The sequence below is a fragment of the Micromonospora sp. NPDC047670 genome (assembly GCF_043204915.1).
Taxonomy (GTDB): domain Bacteria; phylum Actinomycetota; class Actinomycetes; order Mycobacteriales; family Micromonosporaceae; genus Micromonospora.
In genome coordinates, this window is sequence record NZ_JBIDDA010000006.1 from 442,006 (window position 1) to 459,698 (window position 17,693).

13 protein-coding genes and 1 tRNA gene are annotated in these 17,693 nt (G+C 74.7%); 5 read left to right on the plus strand and 9 right to left on the minus strand.

The genetic code is table 11. The features are described from left to right. Positions 1-18 precede the first annotated feature (18 nt). The 7 genes from selB to ACGF7U_RS18270 form a co-directional block, all read right to left on the minus strand. Positions 19-1,782: a selenocysteine-specific translation elongation factor gene (selB, locus tag ACGF7U_RS18240; RefSeq protein ID WP_393107947.1), complete on the minus strand. Its 1,764-nt coding sequence runs from the start codon at positions 1,780-1,782 to the stop codon at positions 19-21. Positions 1,783-1,785: 3 nt separating this feature from the next. Then, positions 1,786-3,090, minus strand: a complete 1,305-nt coding sequence (selA, locus tag ACGF7U_RS18245; RefSeq protein ID WP_393107949.1) for an L-seryl-tRNA(Sec) selenium transferase — start codon at positions 3,088-3,090, stop codon at positions 1,786-1,788. 20 nt (positions 3,091-3,110) lie between these two features. Further along, positions 3,111-3,206 (minus strand) — tRNA-Sec (locus tag ACGF7U_RS18250). 45 nt (positions 3,207-3,251) lie between these two features. Then, on the minus strand, positions 3,252-4,238 hold the full coding sequence (gene nrfD / locus ACGF7U_RS18255; RefSeq protein ID WP_393107951.1) for an NrfD/PsrC family molybdoenzyme membrane anchor subunit: 987 nt from the start codon (positions 4,236-4,238) through the stop codon (positions 3,252-3,254). Further along, a complete protein-coding gene (locus tag ACGF7U_RS18260) occupies positions 4,235-5,293 on the minus strand; it encodes a 4Fe-4S dicluster domain-containing protein (RefSeq protein ID WP_393107953.1) in 1,059 nt (352 codons plus the stop codon). Before ACGF7U_RS18260 ends, nrfD begins: the two co-directional genes overlap by 4 nt. Next, a complete protein-coding gene (gene fdh, locus ACGF7U_RS18265) occupies positions 5,283-8,579 on the minus strand; it encodes a formate dehydrogenase (RefSeq protein ID WP_393107955.1) in 3,297 nt (1,098 codons plus the stop codon). The genes ACGF7U_RS18260 and fdh overlap by 11 nt, the downstream gene beginning before the upstream one ends. A gap of 271 nt (positions 8,580-8,850) precedes the next feature. Continuing rightward, complete coding sequence (locus ACGF7U_RS18270; protein WP_393107957.1) at positions 8,851-9,447, minus strand: hypothetical protein; 597 nt, start codon at positions 9,445-9,447, stop codon at positions 8,851-8,853. A gap of 741 nt (positions 9,448-10,188) precedes the next feature. Here ACGF7U_RS18270 and ACGF7U_RS18275 point away from each other — a divergent pair. Together ACGF7U_RS18275 and ACGF7U_RS18280 are read left to right on the plus strand one after the other, a co-directional pair. Next, the gene (locus ACGF7U_RS18275; RefSeq protein WP_393107959.1) at positions 10,189-10,530 is read left to right on the plus strand and encodes a hypothetical protein; all 342 of its coding nucleotides are present in this window, start codon (positions 10,189-10,191) and stop codon (positions 10,528-10,530) included. Further along, positions 10,527-11,186, plus strand: coding sequence for a nucleotidyl transferase AbiEii/AbiGii toxin family protein (locus tag ACGF7U_RS18280; RefSeq protein WP_393107961.1), 660 nt, complete (start codon positions 10,527-10,529; stop codon positions 11,184-11,186). The genes ACGF7U_RS18275 and ACGF7U_RS18280 overlap by 4 nt, the downstream gene beginning before the upstream one ends. Before the next feature lie 93 nt (positions 11,187-11,279). On the opposite strand, the gene ACGF7U_RS18285 is transcribed toward ACGF7U_RS18280, so the two are convergent. After that, positions 11,280-12,182 carry an SDR family oxidoreductase gene (locus tag ACGF7U_RS18285; RefSeq protein ID WP_393108008.1) on the minus strand — a complete coding sequence of 301 codons (903 nt, stop codon included), beginning with the start codon at positions 12,180-12,182 and terminating at the stop codon, positions 11,280-11,282. A gap of 209 nt (positions 12,183-12,391) precedes the next feature. Here ACGF7U_RS18285 and ACGF7U_RS18290 point away from each other — a divergent pair, with 209 nt between their 5' ends. Further along, entirely contained in the window at positions 12,392-14,182 is a 1,791-nt protein-coding gene (locus tag ACGF7U_RS18290; protein ID WP_393107963.1) for a bifunctional metallophosphatase/5'-nucleotidase, read from the plus strand. Between the two features lie 186 nt (positions 14,183-14,368). On the opposite strand, the gene ACGF7U_RS18295 is transcribed toward ACGF7U_RS18290, so the two are convergent. Then, entirely contained in the window at positions 14,369-15,526 is a 1,158-nt protein-coding gene (locus ACGF7U_RS18295) for a geranylgeranyl reductase family protein (protein WP_393107965.1), read from the minus strand. A gap of 143 nt (positions 15,527-15,669) precedes the next feature. On the opposite strand from ACGF7U_RS18295, the gene ACGF7U_RS18300 reads away from it, so the two are divergent. Beyond that, the gene (locus ACGF7U_RS18300; RefSeq protein WP_393107967.1) at positions 15,670-15,906 is read left to right on the plus strand and encodes a hypothetical protein; all 237 of its coding nucleotides are present in this window, start codon (positions 15,670-15,672) and stop codon (positions 15,904-15,906) included. Positions 15,907-15,991: 85 nt separating this feature from the next. Continuing rightward, positions 15,992-17,434: an MFS transporter gene (locus ACGF7U_RS18305; protein WP_393107969.1), complete on the plus strand. Its 1,443-nt coding sequence runs from the start codon at positions 15,992-15,994 to the stop codon at positions 17,432-17,434. The last annotated feature ends 259 nt before the right edge of the window (positions 17,435-17,693 follow it).

The window sequence follows — 17,693 nt, forward strand, 5'->3', positions numbered from 1 at the left end:
GGCCCCACCGGGGCGGCTTCAGGACCCGGCCGCGACCACGACCCGGGCGTCGTCGGGCAGTCGCCGGGTCGCCCCCCGGCGGTCCAGCAGCTCCAGCAGCGGCACGGCGACGCGGCGGGTGGTGTCCAGCGCCTGCCGGGCGGCGCTGAGCGTGAACGGCTGCGGCAGCCCCGCCAGCACCCGGACCGCCTCGTCGACCGCGCCGGGCAGCAGCACCACGTTCTCGGCGAGCCGCAGCAGCGCCCCGGCGCGCACCGCCGCGCCGATCTCGCGGGGCCCCAACCCCAGCTCGGCGAGGCGCTCGGCCTCGGGGGCCCGGAACGGGCGCTCGGCGTACTCGGCGCGGACCCGGGCCACGGCGCGGGCCACCGGTTCCGGCAGCGCGTCGGCGGCGGACGCGGTGACCCGGCCGGCGTGCGTGCGCAGCGGCGGCCGGACCAGCGCCTCGACCAGCGCCCGGTCGGGCAGGTCGAGGCGCTGGCGCAGCAGCTCTACCGGCGCGCCCGGCTCCAGCGGGTGCTCCCGGGCGTGCCGGGCCACCTCCTCGGCGAGCCGGGCGCCGAGCCGCCGCCAGTGCTCCGGGTCGGCCAGCCAGTCGCCCGCGACGGGCCGGCCGGTGACCTCGACCCCGGTGCGGCGCAGGTCGCCGGCGCGGGCCAGCCGCCGGCGGCGCAGCTCGCCGGCCAGGTCCGGCCTGCCGTCCACGGTCGCCAGCACGCCCGCGCGGGCGGCCGCCGCGCCCCGGCGGGTCAGCGGCGGCGGGGCGACGTCCAGCACGGTCACCCCGCCGGCGACGTGGTGCCGGCCCGGGTCGCGCAGCAGCGCCCGGTCGCCGATCAGCAGCGGCAGCGGCCGGGCCAGCCGCAGCCGGACGGTGTCCGGGCCCAGCGGCCGCACCCGGGCGGGCACCGCCGCCGCGCCGACGTGCAGGGTGAGGGTGGCGGGCAGCTCCGCCGCCGGGTCGCCGGCCAGCCGGACGTCCAGCAGGTCGGTGCGGTGGAACCGGCCCGGGGTGAGCAGCGCGTCGCCGCGCCCCACCCGCTGCCGGGGCGTGCCGCGCAGGTTCACCGCCACCCGGGCCACCGCGGCGACCTCGTCCCGGGCCGCGCCGAGGCGGTGCAGGCCGCGCACCCGCACCGGCTCCCCGGTCGCGGCGAGCTCCAGCTCGTCGCCGACCCGCAGCCGGCCGGCGCCGAGGGTGCCGGTGACCACGGTGCCGGCGCCCCGGACGGTGAACGCGCGGTCCACCCACAGCCGCACCGGGGCGTCGACCGCCGGGGACGGCAGCCGGGCGGCGAGCCGGTCCAGTGCCGCCCGCAGCTCCGGCAGGCCCGCGCCGGTCACCGCGCTGACCGCCACCGCCTCGACCGCGCCGAGGGAGGTGGCCGCCAGCTCCGCGCGGGCCCGGGCCGCCGCCGGCGCCGGATCCGCCAGGTCCGCGCGGGTCACCACCAGCAGGCCGTACGACACCCCGAGCGCGTGCAGCGCGGCCAGGTGCTCGGCCGACTGCGGCATCCACCCCTCGTCGGCGGCGACCACGACAAGCGCGGCGGGCACCGGGCCGACGCCGGCGAGCATGTTCGGCACGAAGCGCTCGTGCCCCGGCACGTCGACGAACGCGACCGTCGCGCCGGAGGGCAGGGTGGACCAGGCGAAGCCGAGGTCGATGGTCATGCCCCGGCGGCGCTCCTCGGCCCACCGGTCGGGCTCCATCCCCGTCAGCGCCCGGACGAGCGTCGACTTGCCGTGGTCGACGTGCCCGGCGGTGGCCACCACGAACACGTCTCAGTCGTCCCCCGGCACCCGCAGCACGGCGGCGCGGACGGCGTCGTCGGCGTCGGCGGGAACGCAGCGCAGATCCAGCAGCAGCCGGCCGCGGACGACCCGGCCGAGCACCGGCGGGTCCCCGACGCGCAGCGGCTCGGCGTACCGCTCGGGCAGGCTGAGCGCCCACGACGCCAGCTCGACGCCGGGGGCGCCGCCGCCGCCGACGACCGCGCCGGCGGGCACCACCTCCGCCTTGCGCCCGTCGGCGGCGAGGGCGTCGCGCAGCCGCTCGGTGCGCCCCCGCAGGGCGCCCGGGTCGGCGTGCAGCGCGTCCCGGGTGGGGGTCGCCGGGTCGGCGAGGGTGGCCGCGAGCGCGGCGAGGGTCAGCTTGTCCACCCGCAGCGCCCGCGCGAGCGGGTGCCGGCGCAGCCGTTCGACCAGGTCGGCGGCGCCGAGCAGCAGCCCCGCCTGCGGCCCGCCGAGCAGCTTGTCGCCGCTGGCCGTGACCAGGGCCGCCCCGGCCCGCAGGGTGCCGGCGGCGTCGGGCTCGTCGGGCAGCAGCGGGTCGGGGGCGAGCAGCCCCGAGCCGATGTCGGCGACCACCGGCACGCCGAGGGTGGCCAGCCGCCGCACCGGCACCGCCGAGGTGAAGCCGGTGACCTGGAAGTTCGACGGGTGCACCTTGAGCACGAAGCCGGTACGCGGGCCGATCGCGGCGGCGTAGTCGTCGAGCGTGGTGCGGTTGGTGGTGCCCACCTCGCGCAGCCGCGCGCCGGTGCTCTCCAGCAGGTCGGGCAGGCGGAACCCGTCGCCGATCTCCACCAGCTCGCCCCGGCTGACCACGATCTCGGCGTCGGCGGCGAGAGCGGTGGCGGCGAGCACCAGCGCGGCCGCGCCGTTGTTGACCACGTGCACCGCGCCCGCGTCGGGCACCGCCGCCGCGAGGGCGTCGAGGGCGTCGCGGCCGCGCCGGGCCCGCCGGCCGGTGCGCAGGTCCAACTCGACGTCGGTGTGCCCGGCGGCGGCGTTGACCGCCGCGACGGCGGCGGGCGACAGCGCGGCGCGGCCCAGGTTGGTGTGCAGCACCACCCCGGTCGCGTTGAGCACGGCCCGGGGGCCGGGCGCGGGCAGGGCGGCCAGCGCGGCGTCGCGTACCGCCTCGGGGACGATCTCGCCCCGACGGGCCCGCTCCTGCGCGCCCCGGACGGCGGCCTTGACGCGGTCCCGGCCCAGGGTCGCCGCGGCGGCGGCCAGCCGGGGGTCGGCGAGCAGCGCGTCGGTGCGCGGCACCCGTCGGCGCGGATCAGCGGCGACGTCCCCCATGGCCCCCTCTTCCGGCAGCTTGGCGGAGACGGACGGGAATCGAACCCGCCTGGCCCGGATCCCGGACCACACCGGTTTTGAAGACCGGGAGGGGCACCAGCCGCCTGAACGCCTCCACGCAGCAGTGAACCACAGCCCGCGCGGGCGGGCGCGGTCGGGCGTCAGCCCTCGGCGGCGCGCCGCCGGGCGATGCGGTCCCGCTGCGGCACCACCGTGTACTTCGGATCCTTCGCCGAGGCGACGCCACCGTGGAAGATGCCGAAGCGGGTGGCGACCGACGCGCCCAGCAGCGCCGCCCCGGACAGCGCGGAGACCGTCCGGCTGCGCCGCCCGAGCAGCGCGCCGGCCACCCCGGCGGCCGTCAGCGCCCGCCCGACGCGCAGCAGCCGGCCGGCCCGCCCATTGCGGTAGGGCTCGCTGAGCAGCCCGAGCCGGGTCTCCACCCGGTGTGAGCCGAACAGTTCGAGGGCGGCGCCGGCCACCGCCATCCGCCGGGCCGGACCGGCCTGCGCGGTCGGCGCGGCGATCAGCCCCACGCCGGCGCCGCTGGCCAGGGCGCTGCCCGCGAAGATGGTGGGCAGCTCCGGGTACGCCTCGTGCCAGGACGGCACGGCCGTGTCGGCGAGCAGCACCCCGGTGTACGTGGCCAGCGCTGGCGCGGTCACCGCGGCGGCCAGCCCGGCGGCGTGCCCCACCGGTGGCAGCACCCGGCGGGCGAGCCCCGGCAGGCCCCGCTCGGGCAGCCACGCGGCGCCCTCGGCGACCGCCGCGATCCCGGCGGCCGGGCCGTACGCGCTGAGGATCCAGGTGCCCACGGACATCGGCGAGGTCGGCTTGGCCACCCGCAGCATGTGGTGGAACCGGGCCGGCCGACCCAGGTCCCTGATCAGGAAGACGGCGCTGGCGGTGACCGCCGCCAGCGAGGTGACCCGGCCGGCGCGGCGCAGCGCGGGCCGGCCGGTGACCTGCCCGCCCGCCGCGAGCAGCGACGAGCCGGCCGCCAGCCCGCCGGTGAACAGGTACGCGGCGATGTCCCACTTCCAGACGGGGGCCTTGAGGATCGGCCGGCCGTAGTAGGAGGTGAACTCGGCCTCGGGGACGGCGAGTTCCTCGCCGCCGCGCCGCCGCCGACCACGCTGCTGACTCACGAGGAACCTCCGACGAACGCGGCGACGGCCGCCGCCGCCATGGCCAGGGCGGCCAGGCCGGCCCGCTTCCACATCTTCGGCAGGTCCCGGGTCGTGACCACCGGGTCCGGCGGCAGGCCGTACACCTCGGGCTCGTCGAGCAGCAGGAAGAACGCGCCGTCGCCGCCCACCCCGTCGTCGGGGTCGTGCCCGTAGAGCCGCGCCTCGGCGACGCCCCGCTCGTGCAGGGTCGCCACCCGGGCCGCGGCCCGCTCCCGCAGCTCGTCGAGGGGGCCGTACTGGATGGACTCGGTCGGGCACGCCTGCGCACAGGCGGGGGTCTTCCCGGCGCCGATCCGGTCGTAGCACAGGGTGCACTTCCACGCCCGGCCGTCGCCCGCGCGCTGGTCGATGACGCCGTACGGGCAGGCCGAGATGCAGTAGCCGCAGCCGTTGCAGATGTCCTCCTGCACCACCACCGTGCCGAACTCGGTGCGGAACAGCGACCCGGTGGGGCAGACGTCCAGGCAGGCCGCGTGGGTGCAGTGCTTGCAGACGTCGGACATCATCAGCCAGCGGAAGTCGGTGCGCCCCTCCGTGCCGCCGGCGCGCCCCGGCGGCTGCGCCCCGGGCATGCCCAGGAACTCGGGCCCGGCCGGCGCGCTCCCGGGGCCGGCCATCCGCGCGGCCGCGTCCGCGGAGCCCGGCGGCACACCCGGATCGGTGCCGGTCGGGTTGCCGGTGCCGGCGGCCGCGGACGAGGCACTGACCGACCCGCCGGCCGGGGTGCCGGCGAACGGCGGACTGCGGTGCCCGGCCGGGCGGGGCTGTTCGACGAACGCCACGTGCCGCCACGAGTTGGCGGTCAGAGCGCCCGTGTTGTCGTACGACATCCCGAGCAGGTCCAGCCCCGAACCGGGGACGTCGTTCCACTCCTTGCACGCCACCTCGCACGCCTTGCAGCCGATGCAGACGCTGGTGTCGGTGAAGAAACCCATCCGGGGCGGGGCGTCGGCCCAGCCGGCGTCCGGGGCGGGATCGAGCGGCCCGGACAGGCTGTTCGGGTCAGGAAGCACCGCGGCCCTCCCCGCCGTCGCCGGCCGTCTCCGCCCGGACCGCCCCCGGCGTCACGGTCGGCGGCGGGTGGCCGGGTTCGATGCCGGCGCGCCGCCGGTAGTCCGCCACCAGGTCCCGCAGGGCCGCGCCGGTGGGCCGGCGGCCCGGACGCACGTCACAGGTACCGATCTTGCTCTCCTGGATCAGCACGTTCGGGTCCAGGGTGATCCCGAACAGGTCGTTGGCCGAGTCGCCCGTCACCAGGCCCTCGAACCCGAAGTGGTACGGCAGCCACACCTGGTGGATCACCCGGCCGTCCACCCGCAGCGGCGTCAGCCGGTCGGTGACCAGCACCTTCGCCTCGATGACCGCCCGCCCGCTGACCAGGTGCGCCCAACCCAGGTGCGCCAGGCCCCGCTCGGCGGCCACCTCCGGCGACACCTCGACGAACATCTCCGGCTGCAACTCCGCCAGGGGCCGCACGGTGCGGCTCATCCCGCCCGCCGTGTGGTGCTCGGTGAGCCGGCTGACCGTGAACACGTACGGGAAGACGTCGCTGTGCTCCTGCGGCGGGCTCGGGTTCACCGAGTTCACCGGGTGCGCGTACACCTTGCGGGTGGGGTTGGCCTGCTGCCGGTACAGCGGGTTGCGCACCGGCGACTCGGCCGGCTCGTAGTGCGTCGGCAGCGGGCCGTCGAGCACCCCGCTGGGCGCGTACAGCCAGCCCTTCCCGTCGCCCTGCATGACGAACGGGTCGTCGCCGGCGATCCCCTCCGTGCCGGACGCGCCCCCCGGCGGCCGGTACGTCGGCGGCTTCGTCCGCTCGAAGTCCGGCACGTCGTAGCCGGTCCACTCCCCCGCGTCCGGGTCCCACCAGACGTACTTCTTCCGCTCGCTCCACGGCCGGCCCTGCGGGTCGGCCGAGGCGCGGTTGTAGAGGGTGCGGCGGTTCGCCGGCCAGGCCCAACCCCACTCGGCGGCCACCCAGTCCTGCTCGTGCCGGGGCTTGCGGCGGGCGGCCTGGTTGACGCCGTCGGCGTACACCCCGGAGTAGATCCAGCAGCCGACGGCGGTCGAGCCGTCGTCGCGGGCCTCGGCGAACGTGGACAGCGGCCGGCCGGTCGCCACGTCGTACCCGTTGATCTCGCGCAGCACCGCGTCGGCGCTCGGCTCGGCGTGCGGGCCATGCGTGGGGTAGTCCCAGGCCAGGTCGAGCAGCGCCCGGTCGCGTGGCAGGTCGGAGCCGGCCAGCTTCTCCCGCAGCCGGCGCCCGAGGTGGTAGAAGAACCACAGCTCGGAGCGGGCGTCGCCCGGCGGGTCGAGGGCCTTCTCCCGCCACTGCAGCAGCCGCTGGGTCTGGGTGAAGGTGCCCTCCTTCTCCACGTGCGAGGCGGCCGGCAGGAAGAACACCTCCGTCCGGCACTCGGTCGGCACGATCTCGCCGGTGGCGACCTCGGGGCCGTTGCGCCAGAACGTGGCGCTCTCGATCATGAACAGGTCGCGGACCACCAGCCAGTCCAGGTTGGCCATGCCCAGGCGCTGGGCCCGACCGTGCGCCGAGCCGACCGCCGGGTTCTGCCCGAGCAGGAAGTAACCCTTCACCTTCCCGTCGATCATGTTCAGCACCTGCTGATACGTGCCGTGGTCGCCGGTCATCCGGGGCATGTAGCCGTAGCAGAAGTCGTTCTCCGGCGTCGCCGCGTCCCCCCAGTACGCCTTGAGCAGGCTCGCCGCGTAGGCGCGGGCGTTGCCCCAGAAGCCCTTCTGGCCCGGGTGGCGGATGCTGTCCACCCACGCGTCGAAGGTGGGGTGGTCGGCGTGGTGCGGCATCGGCAGGTAGCCGGGCAGCAGGTTGAACAGGGTCGGGATGTCGGTGGAGCCCTGGATGCTGGCGTGCCCCCGCAGGGCGAGGATCCCCCCGCCGGGGCGGCCCATGTTGCCCAGCAGCAACTGGATGATCGCGCCGGTGCGGATGTACTGCACGCCGACGCTGTGCTGCGTCCACCCCACCGAGTAGATCAGCACCCCGGTGCGCTCCCGGCCCGAGTTCTCCGTCCACGCCCGGGCCAGCTCCAGGAACTTCTCCCGCGGGATGCCGCAGACCCGCTCCACCATCTCCGGGGTGTATCGGGCGAAGTGCCGCCTCAGGATCTGGTAGACGCAGCGCGGGTGCTGCAACGTCTCGTCCCGCTCGGTCTGCCCGCCAACCTGCGCGCCGTGCGACTCGTGGCGCAGCCCGGCGGCGGTGTCCCGCTCCTTCGCGGTGTGCCCGCTGCCCGAGTCGGACTCGTGGCCCGCGTACTGCCAGGAGTCCTGGACGTAGCTGCCCGTCTCCGGGTCGAAGCCCGAGAAGAACCCGTCGCCGTCCTCGGTGTCGACGAACCGCTCGCTGACGATCGTCGCGGCGTTCGTGTAGGCCAGCACGTACTCCCGGAAGTCCAGCTCGTTCTCCAGGATGTACCGCACCACGCCGCCGAGCAGCGCGATGTCGGAGCCCGCACGGATCGGCAGGTAGGTGTCGGCCAGCGCGCTGGTGCGGGTGAACCGCGGGTCGACGTGGAACACCTTGGCGCCGCGCCGCTTGGCCTCCATCACCCACTGGAAGCCCACCGGGTGGGCCTCGGCCATGTTCGAGCCCTGGATGACGATGACGTCAGCGTTGGCGACGTCCTGCTGGAAGTCCGTCGCGCCACCGCGACCGAAGCTGGCCCCCAGACCGGGGACGGTGGCGGAGTGTCAAATGCGCGCCTGGTTCTCGATCTGGAGCGCCCCCATCGCCGTGAACAGCTTCTTGATGAGGTAGTTCTCCTCGTTGTCCAGCGTCGCCCCGCCCAGGCTGGAGATGCCCAGCGTGCGATTGAGCGGCCGGCCCTGGGCGTCGACGTCCTCCCAGGTCTCGGCGCGGGCGGCGAGGATCCGGTCGGCGATCATGTCGAGCGCGACGTCGAGGTCCAGATCCTCCCACTCGGTGCCGTAGGGGCGCCGGTAGCGGACCTTCGTCTGCCGCAGCGGGCTGGTGACCAAGCTCTTGCTGGCGGAGCCCTTCGGGCAGAGCCGCCCCCGGGAGATGGGGCTGTCCGGGTCGCCCTCGATCTGGGTGACCCGCTCGTCCTTGACGTACACCCGCTGCCCGCAACCGACCGCGCAGTAGGGGCAGACCGAGCGGGCCATCCGGTCGGCGGTCTCGGTGCGCGCGGTCAGCCCGGCCGAACGCGCGGACTGCGCGGCGGCGCCCCGGCCCAGCGGGTCGGTGCCGGTGAGCTGCCGGTAGACCGGCCAGCCCTCGATGAAGGTCCGCAAACCCACCCCGCGACACCCCCTCCCGCGGCCCCGACGCCGTCGACCCCTCGAACACTAGGACAGCCCGCACGCGCCCGCGACCCGAGCCCCCGATCACCACCCGACGGTCACCGCCCGCCGCCCGCCGCCTCGACCTTCCGCGTACGCGAAGACGGCGCCGCCCGAGCCGGATGGGCTCGGGCGGCGCCGTCTGTCGTCGGGTGGATGTGCCGCCGACCGGCACCCGTGACAGGTGCCGGCCGGCGGTCCCCCTTGCGTGGAATGTCTGTGTGGGTCGTCAGTTGTTCCAGTGCTGGGCGACGAGGTCGGCGGCCTGCTGCTCCCACTGCGCGTAGTGATCGGGGTACGCCGACACCTGCACCGTCTGCGCCGCCTTCGTCAGGGGCATGTCCTGCCACCCGTCGACCTGCTTGAGACCCTTCAGGAACGCCATCGTCGAGTACTGCGGGTCGGTGATCTGCTCCACCGTGCCCCAACCCGAGGACGGGCGCTGCTGGAACAGGCCCTGCGAGTCGTGGTCGTTGCGCTCACCCAGATGACCCAGGTTCTCCAGCTTCGACTCCTGCAACGCCGTGGCGATCGCCACCACGGCGGCCCGCTCGTCCATACCGGCCTTCTTCGTCGCCGCCACGATCGCCTTCACGTTGGCGACCTGCTCATCCGACAGGTCGATACGCGACTGCGCACCCTGCACACCGTGCGGGATCAGCTTCGCCTTGTCCACGGCCGGCTTGTCGGCCTGCACCGCCACGGCGCCGACCGGGGCGGCCTCCACCGCAGGGCTCGCGTGAGCCGCAGCCGGACCAGCGAACACACCACCGGCGAAAGCCAGAGCAGCAACACCAAGAACGCTCTTACGCATGATCGTGTTCATCACAGTGGCTCCATTCGGGGGTTGGCACCACCACCGCCAAAAGGGGGAACGGCGAAGGGATGCAAGCACCGTCCGGCGCTCAACAAAACGGGGGGATCCGGCAGCACACCGGGAAGACTCAGACCGGGCCAGTCACGCGGGGCGGGGGGACGCCCGCACGTCGGCCGGGACCATGTGTAACGGCCGGCGGCCCACCATCATTCCGGGGGTGGGCACACCAGCCCGTCACGCCGGGGGGTGTGCCTTTGCTCAGCCGTACGCATGGTGTAACGACCCCGGCCCCGCCACGATTCCACGCCCACGATGCCCCCGGTCACACCCCGAAACCGGACACCGGGGATGTCACCGCCCACCCCCTGTCGACCTGCCCCCCACAGACGGGTCCTGCCCACGACACAGCCCCGGGCCGACACCTCGCGGCCGGCCCGGTCCCGACCGGCGGGAAACGCCAACCGGACATCCAGGCACGCACGACGCGCAACCACCGACGGGGTGTGGGCCCCCCGGCCCCGCCCCCCGCCGCCCCCCCGCCCCCCCCCGCCCCGGCCCCCGGGGCGCCCCCCCCCCCCCCCCCCCCCCCCCCCCCCGGCCCCCCGCCCCCCCCCCCCCCCCCCCCCCCCCCACCCCCACCCCCACGCAACGCAAGCCGAAGCCGACCACCCCACCGCAGCGCAAGCCAGATGAACACCCCCACCGCACCGCCAGCACCGACAAACCAAGAACCGGGCGTACCCTGACAGCATGCACGGCCTCTCCCCCACCGCGACCCGCGTGGCCCACCTGGCCCGCCCGGGCCGGCCCGCCGTGGTGACCCGGACGCTCGCCGAGCTCACCGGCCCCACGCGCGGCGTGGTGGAGCTGCCGGTGCGGCTGATGTGGAACGCCGACCGCGCCTTCGACCTCGAAGATCCGGACGAGCTGCTCTGGATGTACGAGAACGTCCTGCGGGAGACCACCCGCGCCGAGGACCTCCGCCTGCTCATCAACGGTCGCACGCTGCGTCGGGTGTGGCGCCTGCTCAACCTGCCCAGGGGGGTACGCCAGGCGTGGGAGAGCCGCCACCGGGGTCTGCGTACGGCGTGAGCACCGCCCATCCGCACGAGTTCTACCGCGAGGTGGCTCGGGTGGCCCTGTCGGCCGCCGGGCCGTACCGGTTCGTGCTCGGGGGCGGGGTGGCCTGGGCGGCGCACGGGCTGGTGACCCGCCCGACGGAGGACGTGGACCTCTTCGCCGATGTCGAGGGCGCCGCCGCGGCCGCGGCCGACGGGGTGCGGAGGGCGCTGGAGCGGGCCGGGTTCGAGGTGCGCGACGCGGATCCGGACAGCGAGTTGGCGGAGCTGTTCGAGGGCTTCGACCGGGACCTGAAGGACTTCGTGGTGAGCCGGGACGGGCGGCGGATCCGGCTCAGCCTGGCTCGGCTCGACCGGCACCGCAGCCCCGTGGTGATGGATCTCGGCCCGGTGATGGACGTGCGCGACCTGATGGCGAACAAGACCGCCGCCCTGGTGAACCGGCGGGAGGTTCGGGACTACATCGACGTGGCGGCGGCCCTGGAACAGCACGACGTGGCGGAGCTGCTGGAACTGGCCCGCCAGCTCGACCCGGCGCTGGACGAGGCCGACGTGCGGGCAGCCGGTCGCTACCTCGACCGGCTGCCCGACCGCCGCTTCGCCCGCTACGGCCTGGACGCCGCCGCCGTCGCCCAGGTCCGCAGGCGTCTCGCCTCCTGGCCCCGCTGACAGCTCCCCGCCGCTGCGGGGATCGCTCAGCGGTCGGCCCCGGCGAGTGGGGACCAACCGCCACTGCTGCGGCGAGCGCGGGGCCGCAAAGGACTACTTGGTGGGCCGGCCGCCCGTGACGCCGAGGATCTCGCCGGTGACGTAGCTGGACTCCTGGGAGGCGAAGAAGACGTACGCCGGGGCCAGCTCGGCCGGCTGGCCGGGGCGGCCCTCCGGGGTGTCCTGGCCGAACTGCTCGACCTTCTTCTCCGGCATGGTCGCCGGGATCAGCGGCGTCCAGATCGGGCCGGGCGCCACCGCGTTCACCCGGATCCCCCGCTCGGCCAGGTCGGCGGCGAGCGCCTTGGTGAAGTTGGCGATCCCCGCCTTGGTGGTGGCGTAGTCCAGCAGCTGCGGCGACGGGTCGAACGCCTGGATCGACGAGGTGTTGATGATCGCCGACCCCTCCGACATGTGCGGGATCGCGGCCCGGCAGAGCCAGAACATCGCGTACAGGTTGGTCTTGAGCACCCGGTCGAACTGCTCGTCGCTGATGCCGAGGATGCCCTTGTCCTGCGACATCTGGTAGGCCGCGTTGTTGACCAGGATGTCGATGCCGCCGAGGTCGCGCACCGCACGCTCGATCAACTCCCGGCAGTGCCGCTCGTCGGTGATGTCGCCGCGCACGGCGATCCCCTTGCGGCCGGCCTCCTCGACCAGCCGGACGGTCTCCCGGGCGTCGGCGTCCTCCTGCTCGCCGAGATAGGAGATGAGCACGTCGGCGCCCTCCCGGGCGTACGCGATGGCGATCGCCCGGCCGATGCCGGAGTCGCCGCCGGTGATCACCGCCCGACGGCCCGTCAGTTTGCCGCTGCCCCGGTACGACTCCTCGCCGTGGTCGGGCTTCGGGGTCATCTCCTGGGTCGAGCCGGGCGGCGTCTGCTGCTGCCTCGGCTGCCCCTCCTGCTGGCCGTACTGGCTGGTGGGGTCCTGCTGGGTGTGCTGGTCCTCGCTCACCGACGTCTCCTCGCGCACCGGTCGGGTCTGGTCTCCCACCGCCCCTACCCTGCGGCGGCGGGCGGAAACGGGCGTTGTGGTGTTACACCAACGGGACCGTGGACGCCGGTGGTGTGAAACACCTCGGGCTGCTGTGGCAGGAGTGACGGCCGCTCGTTATGGTGCGCTCGGCGCCCAGCAGGCGCCCCAACCCCATGGAAGGGCACGTCATGACCTCTCCCTCCGGCCCGTCGCGTCGGACGGTGCTCGCCGCCGCGGCCGCGGCGGCGAGCGTCCCGCTGATCGCCGCCACCCCCGCCCAGGCGGCCGGCGCGACCCGGTCGCGGACCTGGGACCTCACGATCCTCGGCACCTCGGACACCCACGGCAACGTCTACAACTGGGACTACTACAAGGACGCCGAGTACGACGACAGCAAGCACAACGACGTCGGCGTCGCAAAGCTGGCCACCCTGGTCAATCAAATCCGCGCCGAGCGGCGGGGCAAGGCGACGCTGGTGCTCGACGCCGGCGACACCATCCAGGGCACGCCGCTGGCGACCTTTTACGCCAAGCAGGAGCCGATCACCACCACCGGTGCGACGCACCCGATGGCCAACGCGATGAACGTGCTCGGGTACGACGCCGTGACGCTGGGCAACCACGAGTTCAACTACGGCCTGCCCCTGCTGGCCAAGTGGATCTCGCAGCTCGGCTTCCCGGCGCTGGCCGCGAACGCCGTCAACGTCGCCACCGGCAAGCCGGCCTTCCTGCCGTTCGTCATCAAGAAGGTCTCCGTCGGTTTCGCCGCGCCGCCGCTGCGCGTCGGCATCCTCGGCCTGACGAACCCTGGCAGCGCGATCTGGGACAAGGCGAACGTCGAGGGCAAGCTGCGGTTCGACGACATGATCGCCACGGCCAAGAAGTACGTCCCGATCATGCGGGAGCGCGGCGCCGACATCGTGCTGATCTCCGCCCACGGCGGCGACAGCGGCACCTCCAGCTACGGCCCGGAGCTGCCGATCGAGAACCCGACGGCGCTGATCGCCCAGCAGGTCCCCGGCATCGACGCGATCCTCTTCGGCCACGCCCACGCCGAGGTCGCCGAGAAGTTCGTGACCAACGAGCAGACCGGCGAGCAGGTGCTGCTCACCGAGCCGTCGAAGTGGGGCCAGCGGCTGAGCCGGATGGACTTCACCCTGGCCCGCGAGAAGGGCCGGTGGAAGATCACCAAGAAGTCCGCCGCCCTGCTGAACACCAACACCGTGGCCGAGGATCCGAAGGTCCTCGCCGCCGTGCGGGCGCAGCACCAGAAGACCGTCGCGTACGTCAACCAGGTCGTGGCCCGCTCCACGGTCGAGCTCTCGGCGGCGGAGAGCCGCTACAAGGACACCCCGATCCTGGACTTCATCAACCACGTCCAGACCGAGGTGGTCGGCCAGGCGCTCGCCGGCACGTCGTACGCGGCCCTGCCGGTGCTGTCGATCGCGGCGCCGTTCAGCCGCACGGCGGTCTTCCCCGCCGGCGACGTGAAGATCCGCGACGTGGCCGGCCTGTACGTCTTCGACAACACCCTCGAGGCCGTCGTGCTCAGCGGCGCCGAGGTGCGGACCTACCTGGAGTACTCCGCGAAGTACTTCCGGACCCTCGCCCCCGGCGCCCCGGTGAACCCGGAGACGATCAGCGACCCGGCGGTGCCGGACTACAACTACGACGTCATCTCCGGCCTGGAGTACGACATCGACATCTCCCGGCCGGTGGGCCAGCGCATCACCCGCCTGGTGCTGCCCGGCACCGACACCCCGGTCGCCGACAACGCGCAGTTCGTGGTGGCGGTGAACAACTACCGGCGCAGCGGCGGCGGCAACTTCCCCGGCATCGTGAAGACCCAGGTCTACAACGAGCAGCAGGAGATCCGCCAGCTGCTGATCGACTGGGCGCAGGCCAGGGGCGCGATCGACCCGGCCGACTTCTACCGGCCGAACTGGAGGCTGGTACGCGAGGGCGTCCCGGTCTTCTGACCGACGATCACCGGACGGGCCGCGGGCGGATCGCCCGCGGCCCGTCCGCGTATCCGGCTCCGCTTCTCCCGGCGCGTCCGCTGGCGGGGCGACGTCGACGGACGCGCCGCGCGTCACCACCCGTAAGGCATCCTAGGATCCTGGTGTGAAACCGGGGCCGGGGCGGACGGGAGGCGACTCGGTCGCTCAGGACGGCAGATTGGCCAGCGGCGTGCGAGGGGCCGGCAGCCGGTCCAGCAGCGCCAGCGCCGCCCGCACCGGGGCGCGGCCCAGCGTCTCGTCGAAGCTCGCCCGCCCCTGGCAGAACCGCACGAACATCCGCCAGCCCGGCGGGGTGGCCAGCAGCGCGTGGAAGACCTCCGGCCGCCGCGCGAACACGTCGAGCAGCCGGTGCCCGGCGCGCATCGACGGCACCAGGTCCCGCTCGACCGCGCGGTCGTAGCCGGCCAGGTCGCCGGCGGCCACCGCGGTGCCGGCCAACTCGCCGGAGCGCAGCGCGTAGCTGATCCCCTCCCGGCTCCAGGGCTCCAACAGGCCCGCCGCGTCACCGGCCACCAGCACCCGGCCCCGGCGCAGCGGGGAGTCCTCCGCGCGGCAGCGGGTCAGGTGACCGGAGTCGTGCTCCGGCTCCACGCCGGACAGACCCAGCCGGTCGACGAAGGCCCGCAGGTAGGCCCGGGTCCGCTCCCCCTCGCCCCGCGAGGCGATGACGCCGACCGTGAGCCGGTCGCCCTTGGGAAAGACCCAGGCGTACGAGCCGGGCAGCGGGCCCCAGTCCAGCAGCACGAGGCCCCGCCAGCGGTCCTGCTCCCGCGGCGGCACCGGCAGTTCCAGCTCCAGCCCCAGGTCGACCTGCCGATGGCGGACCCCCACGTGCCGGGCGGTCACGCCCGAGGAGCCGTCCGCCCCGATCACGGCCCGCGCACGCACCGTCTCCCCGTCGGCCAGCCGCAGGCGTACGACCTCCGGGTCCTGCTCGACGGCGCGGACCGCGGCGCGCTCGCGGACCTCGGCGCCGGCGGCGACCGCGGCGGCGCGCAGCCGGTCGTCGAACTCCTCGCGGCGCACCATCGTCACGAGCGGGCCGTCGGGGTGTCGTCGGGTGAACCGGCGTCGCCCGTCCCGGGTGAACGTGACCCGGTCCACCCGGTCGTGCGCGGGCACCTCGATGCGGTCCCCCACCGCCGCGAGCGAGGTGCCGATGAGGCCGCCCCCGCAGGTCTTGTACCGGGGGTGGGCGGCACGTTCCACCACGAGCGTGCGCACGCCCGCGCGGGCGGCGGCATGGGCGGCGGAGAGGCCGGCGGGGCCGGCGCCGACGACGGCGAGATCCCAGATGATCACCGGTGCAGCGTATGCCAGAAGGCCGCGCCGGGCGGCGTCGGCGCGGCCGGATGACCGCCCGATCGAGTGTGCATCTTCGGTCGGCCACGGGGTAACCGCGCGGCGCGACCGCCCGCGGGGCGGGGAAGGTGAAGGAGGAGATCATGCGGCAGGTGCAACTGTCGGACGTCGAGGAACGGGTGTACGACGCCGTGGCGGCCCTGGAGGCGCGCGGGCAGGTGCCGTACCCGGACCTGATCGCCCAGGAGGCAGGGCTGACCGAGGAGCAGTTGCACGCGCCACTGCACCTGCTCACCGAGAAGAACCTGCTGCACCGCGAGGACTCGCCGATGGCCGGTCTCGACTTCGGCCCCCGGTTCTGCGCCCGTCAGATGGCGTGAGTCGACGGGCGCGCCGCGACGATTTTCCTCCCGGGGACCGGAGTAGCGGACAGCGATGCCCGATCACCGGTCCACGGGAGGCAGGATGAGCGCGGCGCGTGCGCCGCGACCGGCGGACGCCACCGCCGCGCCGGACGACCGGCGACGCTGGCAGGCCCTCGGGGTCGGGCTGGTCGCCGCGTTCATGACGCTGCTCGACGTGAGCATCGTCAACGTCGCCGTCCCGTCGATGGACCGCGCCCTCGGGGCCTCCCCCAGCGACCTGCAGTGGGTGCTCTCCGGGTACGCCCTGACGTTCGGGCTGGTGCTGGTCTCCGCCGGCCGCTTCGGCGACGCGCGCGGACGGCGCACCGCGTTCGTCTTCGGGATCGCCCTGTTCACGCTCGCCAGCGCGCTCGCCGGGTTGGCGCCCTCCCCCGCGTGGCTGATCGCGGCCCGGCTGCTCCAGGGCGCGGCCGCCGGCGTGGTCAATCCGCAGGTCACCGGCCTGATCCAGGAGCTGTTCCAGGGACCGGAGCGGGGCCGCCCCTTCGGGCTGCTCGGGGCCACCATCGGCATCTCCACCGCGGTCGGCCCGCTCGTCGGCGGCCTGCTGATCGCCATCGGCGGCGAGGAGCACGGCTGGCGATGGGTGTTCTTCGTCAACGTACCCGTCGGCATCGTGGCGGTCGTCCTCGGCTGGCGGCTGCTCCCCGGACGCCCGGCGGGCCCGGCGGACCACCGCCGGCTGGACTTCGTCGGGGTGCTGCTGCTCGGGACCGGCGTGCTGCTGGTGCTGCTGCCGCTGGTGCAACAGGAGTGGCAGAGCCGGGCGAAGTGGCTGCTCGTGCCGGCCGGACTACTCGCCCTGGCCGCTTTCGCGGCCTGGGAACGGTGGCACGCCCGACGCCGCGAGCCGCTGTTCGACCTGCGCCTGTTCGCCTTCCGGTCGTACGCCCTCGGGTCGCTGATCGCGCTGGTCTACTTCGGCGGGTTCACCGCGATCTTCTTCATCTTCACGCTCTACCTGCAAGACGGCCTCGGCTACAACGCGCTGGTCGCCGGCCTGGCCATCACCCCGTTCGCCCTGGGCTCCGCCGCCGCGTCCGCGCTCGGCGGCCGGATCGTCAACCGCTTCGGCCGGCCGCTGGTCGCGGTCGGGCTGCTCACCGTGGTGCTCGGGCTGGGGGCGGTGGTCGGGGTGCTCGACCTCGCGCCGGCCGGAGCCGTCGTGCCGGGGCTGACCGCGGCGCCGCTGCTGGTCGCCGGGCTGGGCAGCGGCCTGGTGATCGCCCCGAACCAGACCCTCACCCTGTCCCAGGTGCCGGTGCCGCAGGCAGGCAGCGGCGCGGGCATGCTCCAGACCGGCCAGCGGATCGGCTCCGCGGCCGGCATCGCCGCCGTCGGATCGGTCTTCTTCTCCGCGCTGGCCGGCAGCGGCGGCGACTACTCCGTCGCGTTCCGGCACTCGCTGCTCCTGGCCGCCGCGGTCATCGCGCTGGCGCTGGTCGCCGCCCTGGTCGACGTCACCCTCGGCCACCGCCGCTGACCGCCGGCCCGCCCCGCGCCATTCGCCAACCGCCCGGAACCAGCCGTGCATCGACCGCCCCGGCCGGGGACCTCACCTCCGCCAGGCCGTACCGCGTCCGGGACCTCACCTCCGCCGAGCCGTACCGCCCGGACGCCGGAGACGCCGCTGGCCGGCACCCCGCACGGGGTGCCGGCCAGCGATTGTGCACACGTGTCGTCAGTTGTTCCAGTGCTGGGCGACGAGGTCGGCGGCCTGCTGCTCCCACTGCGCGTAGTGA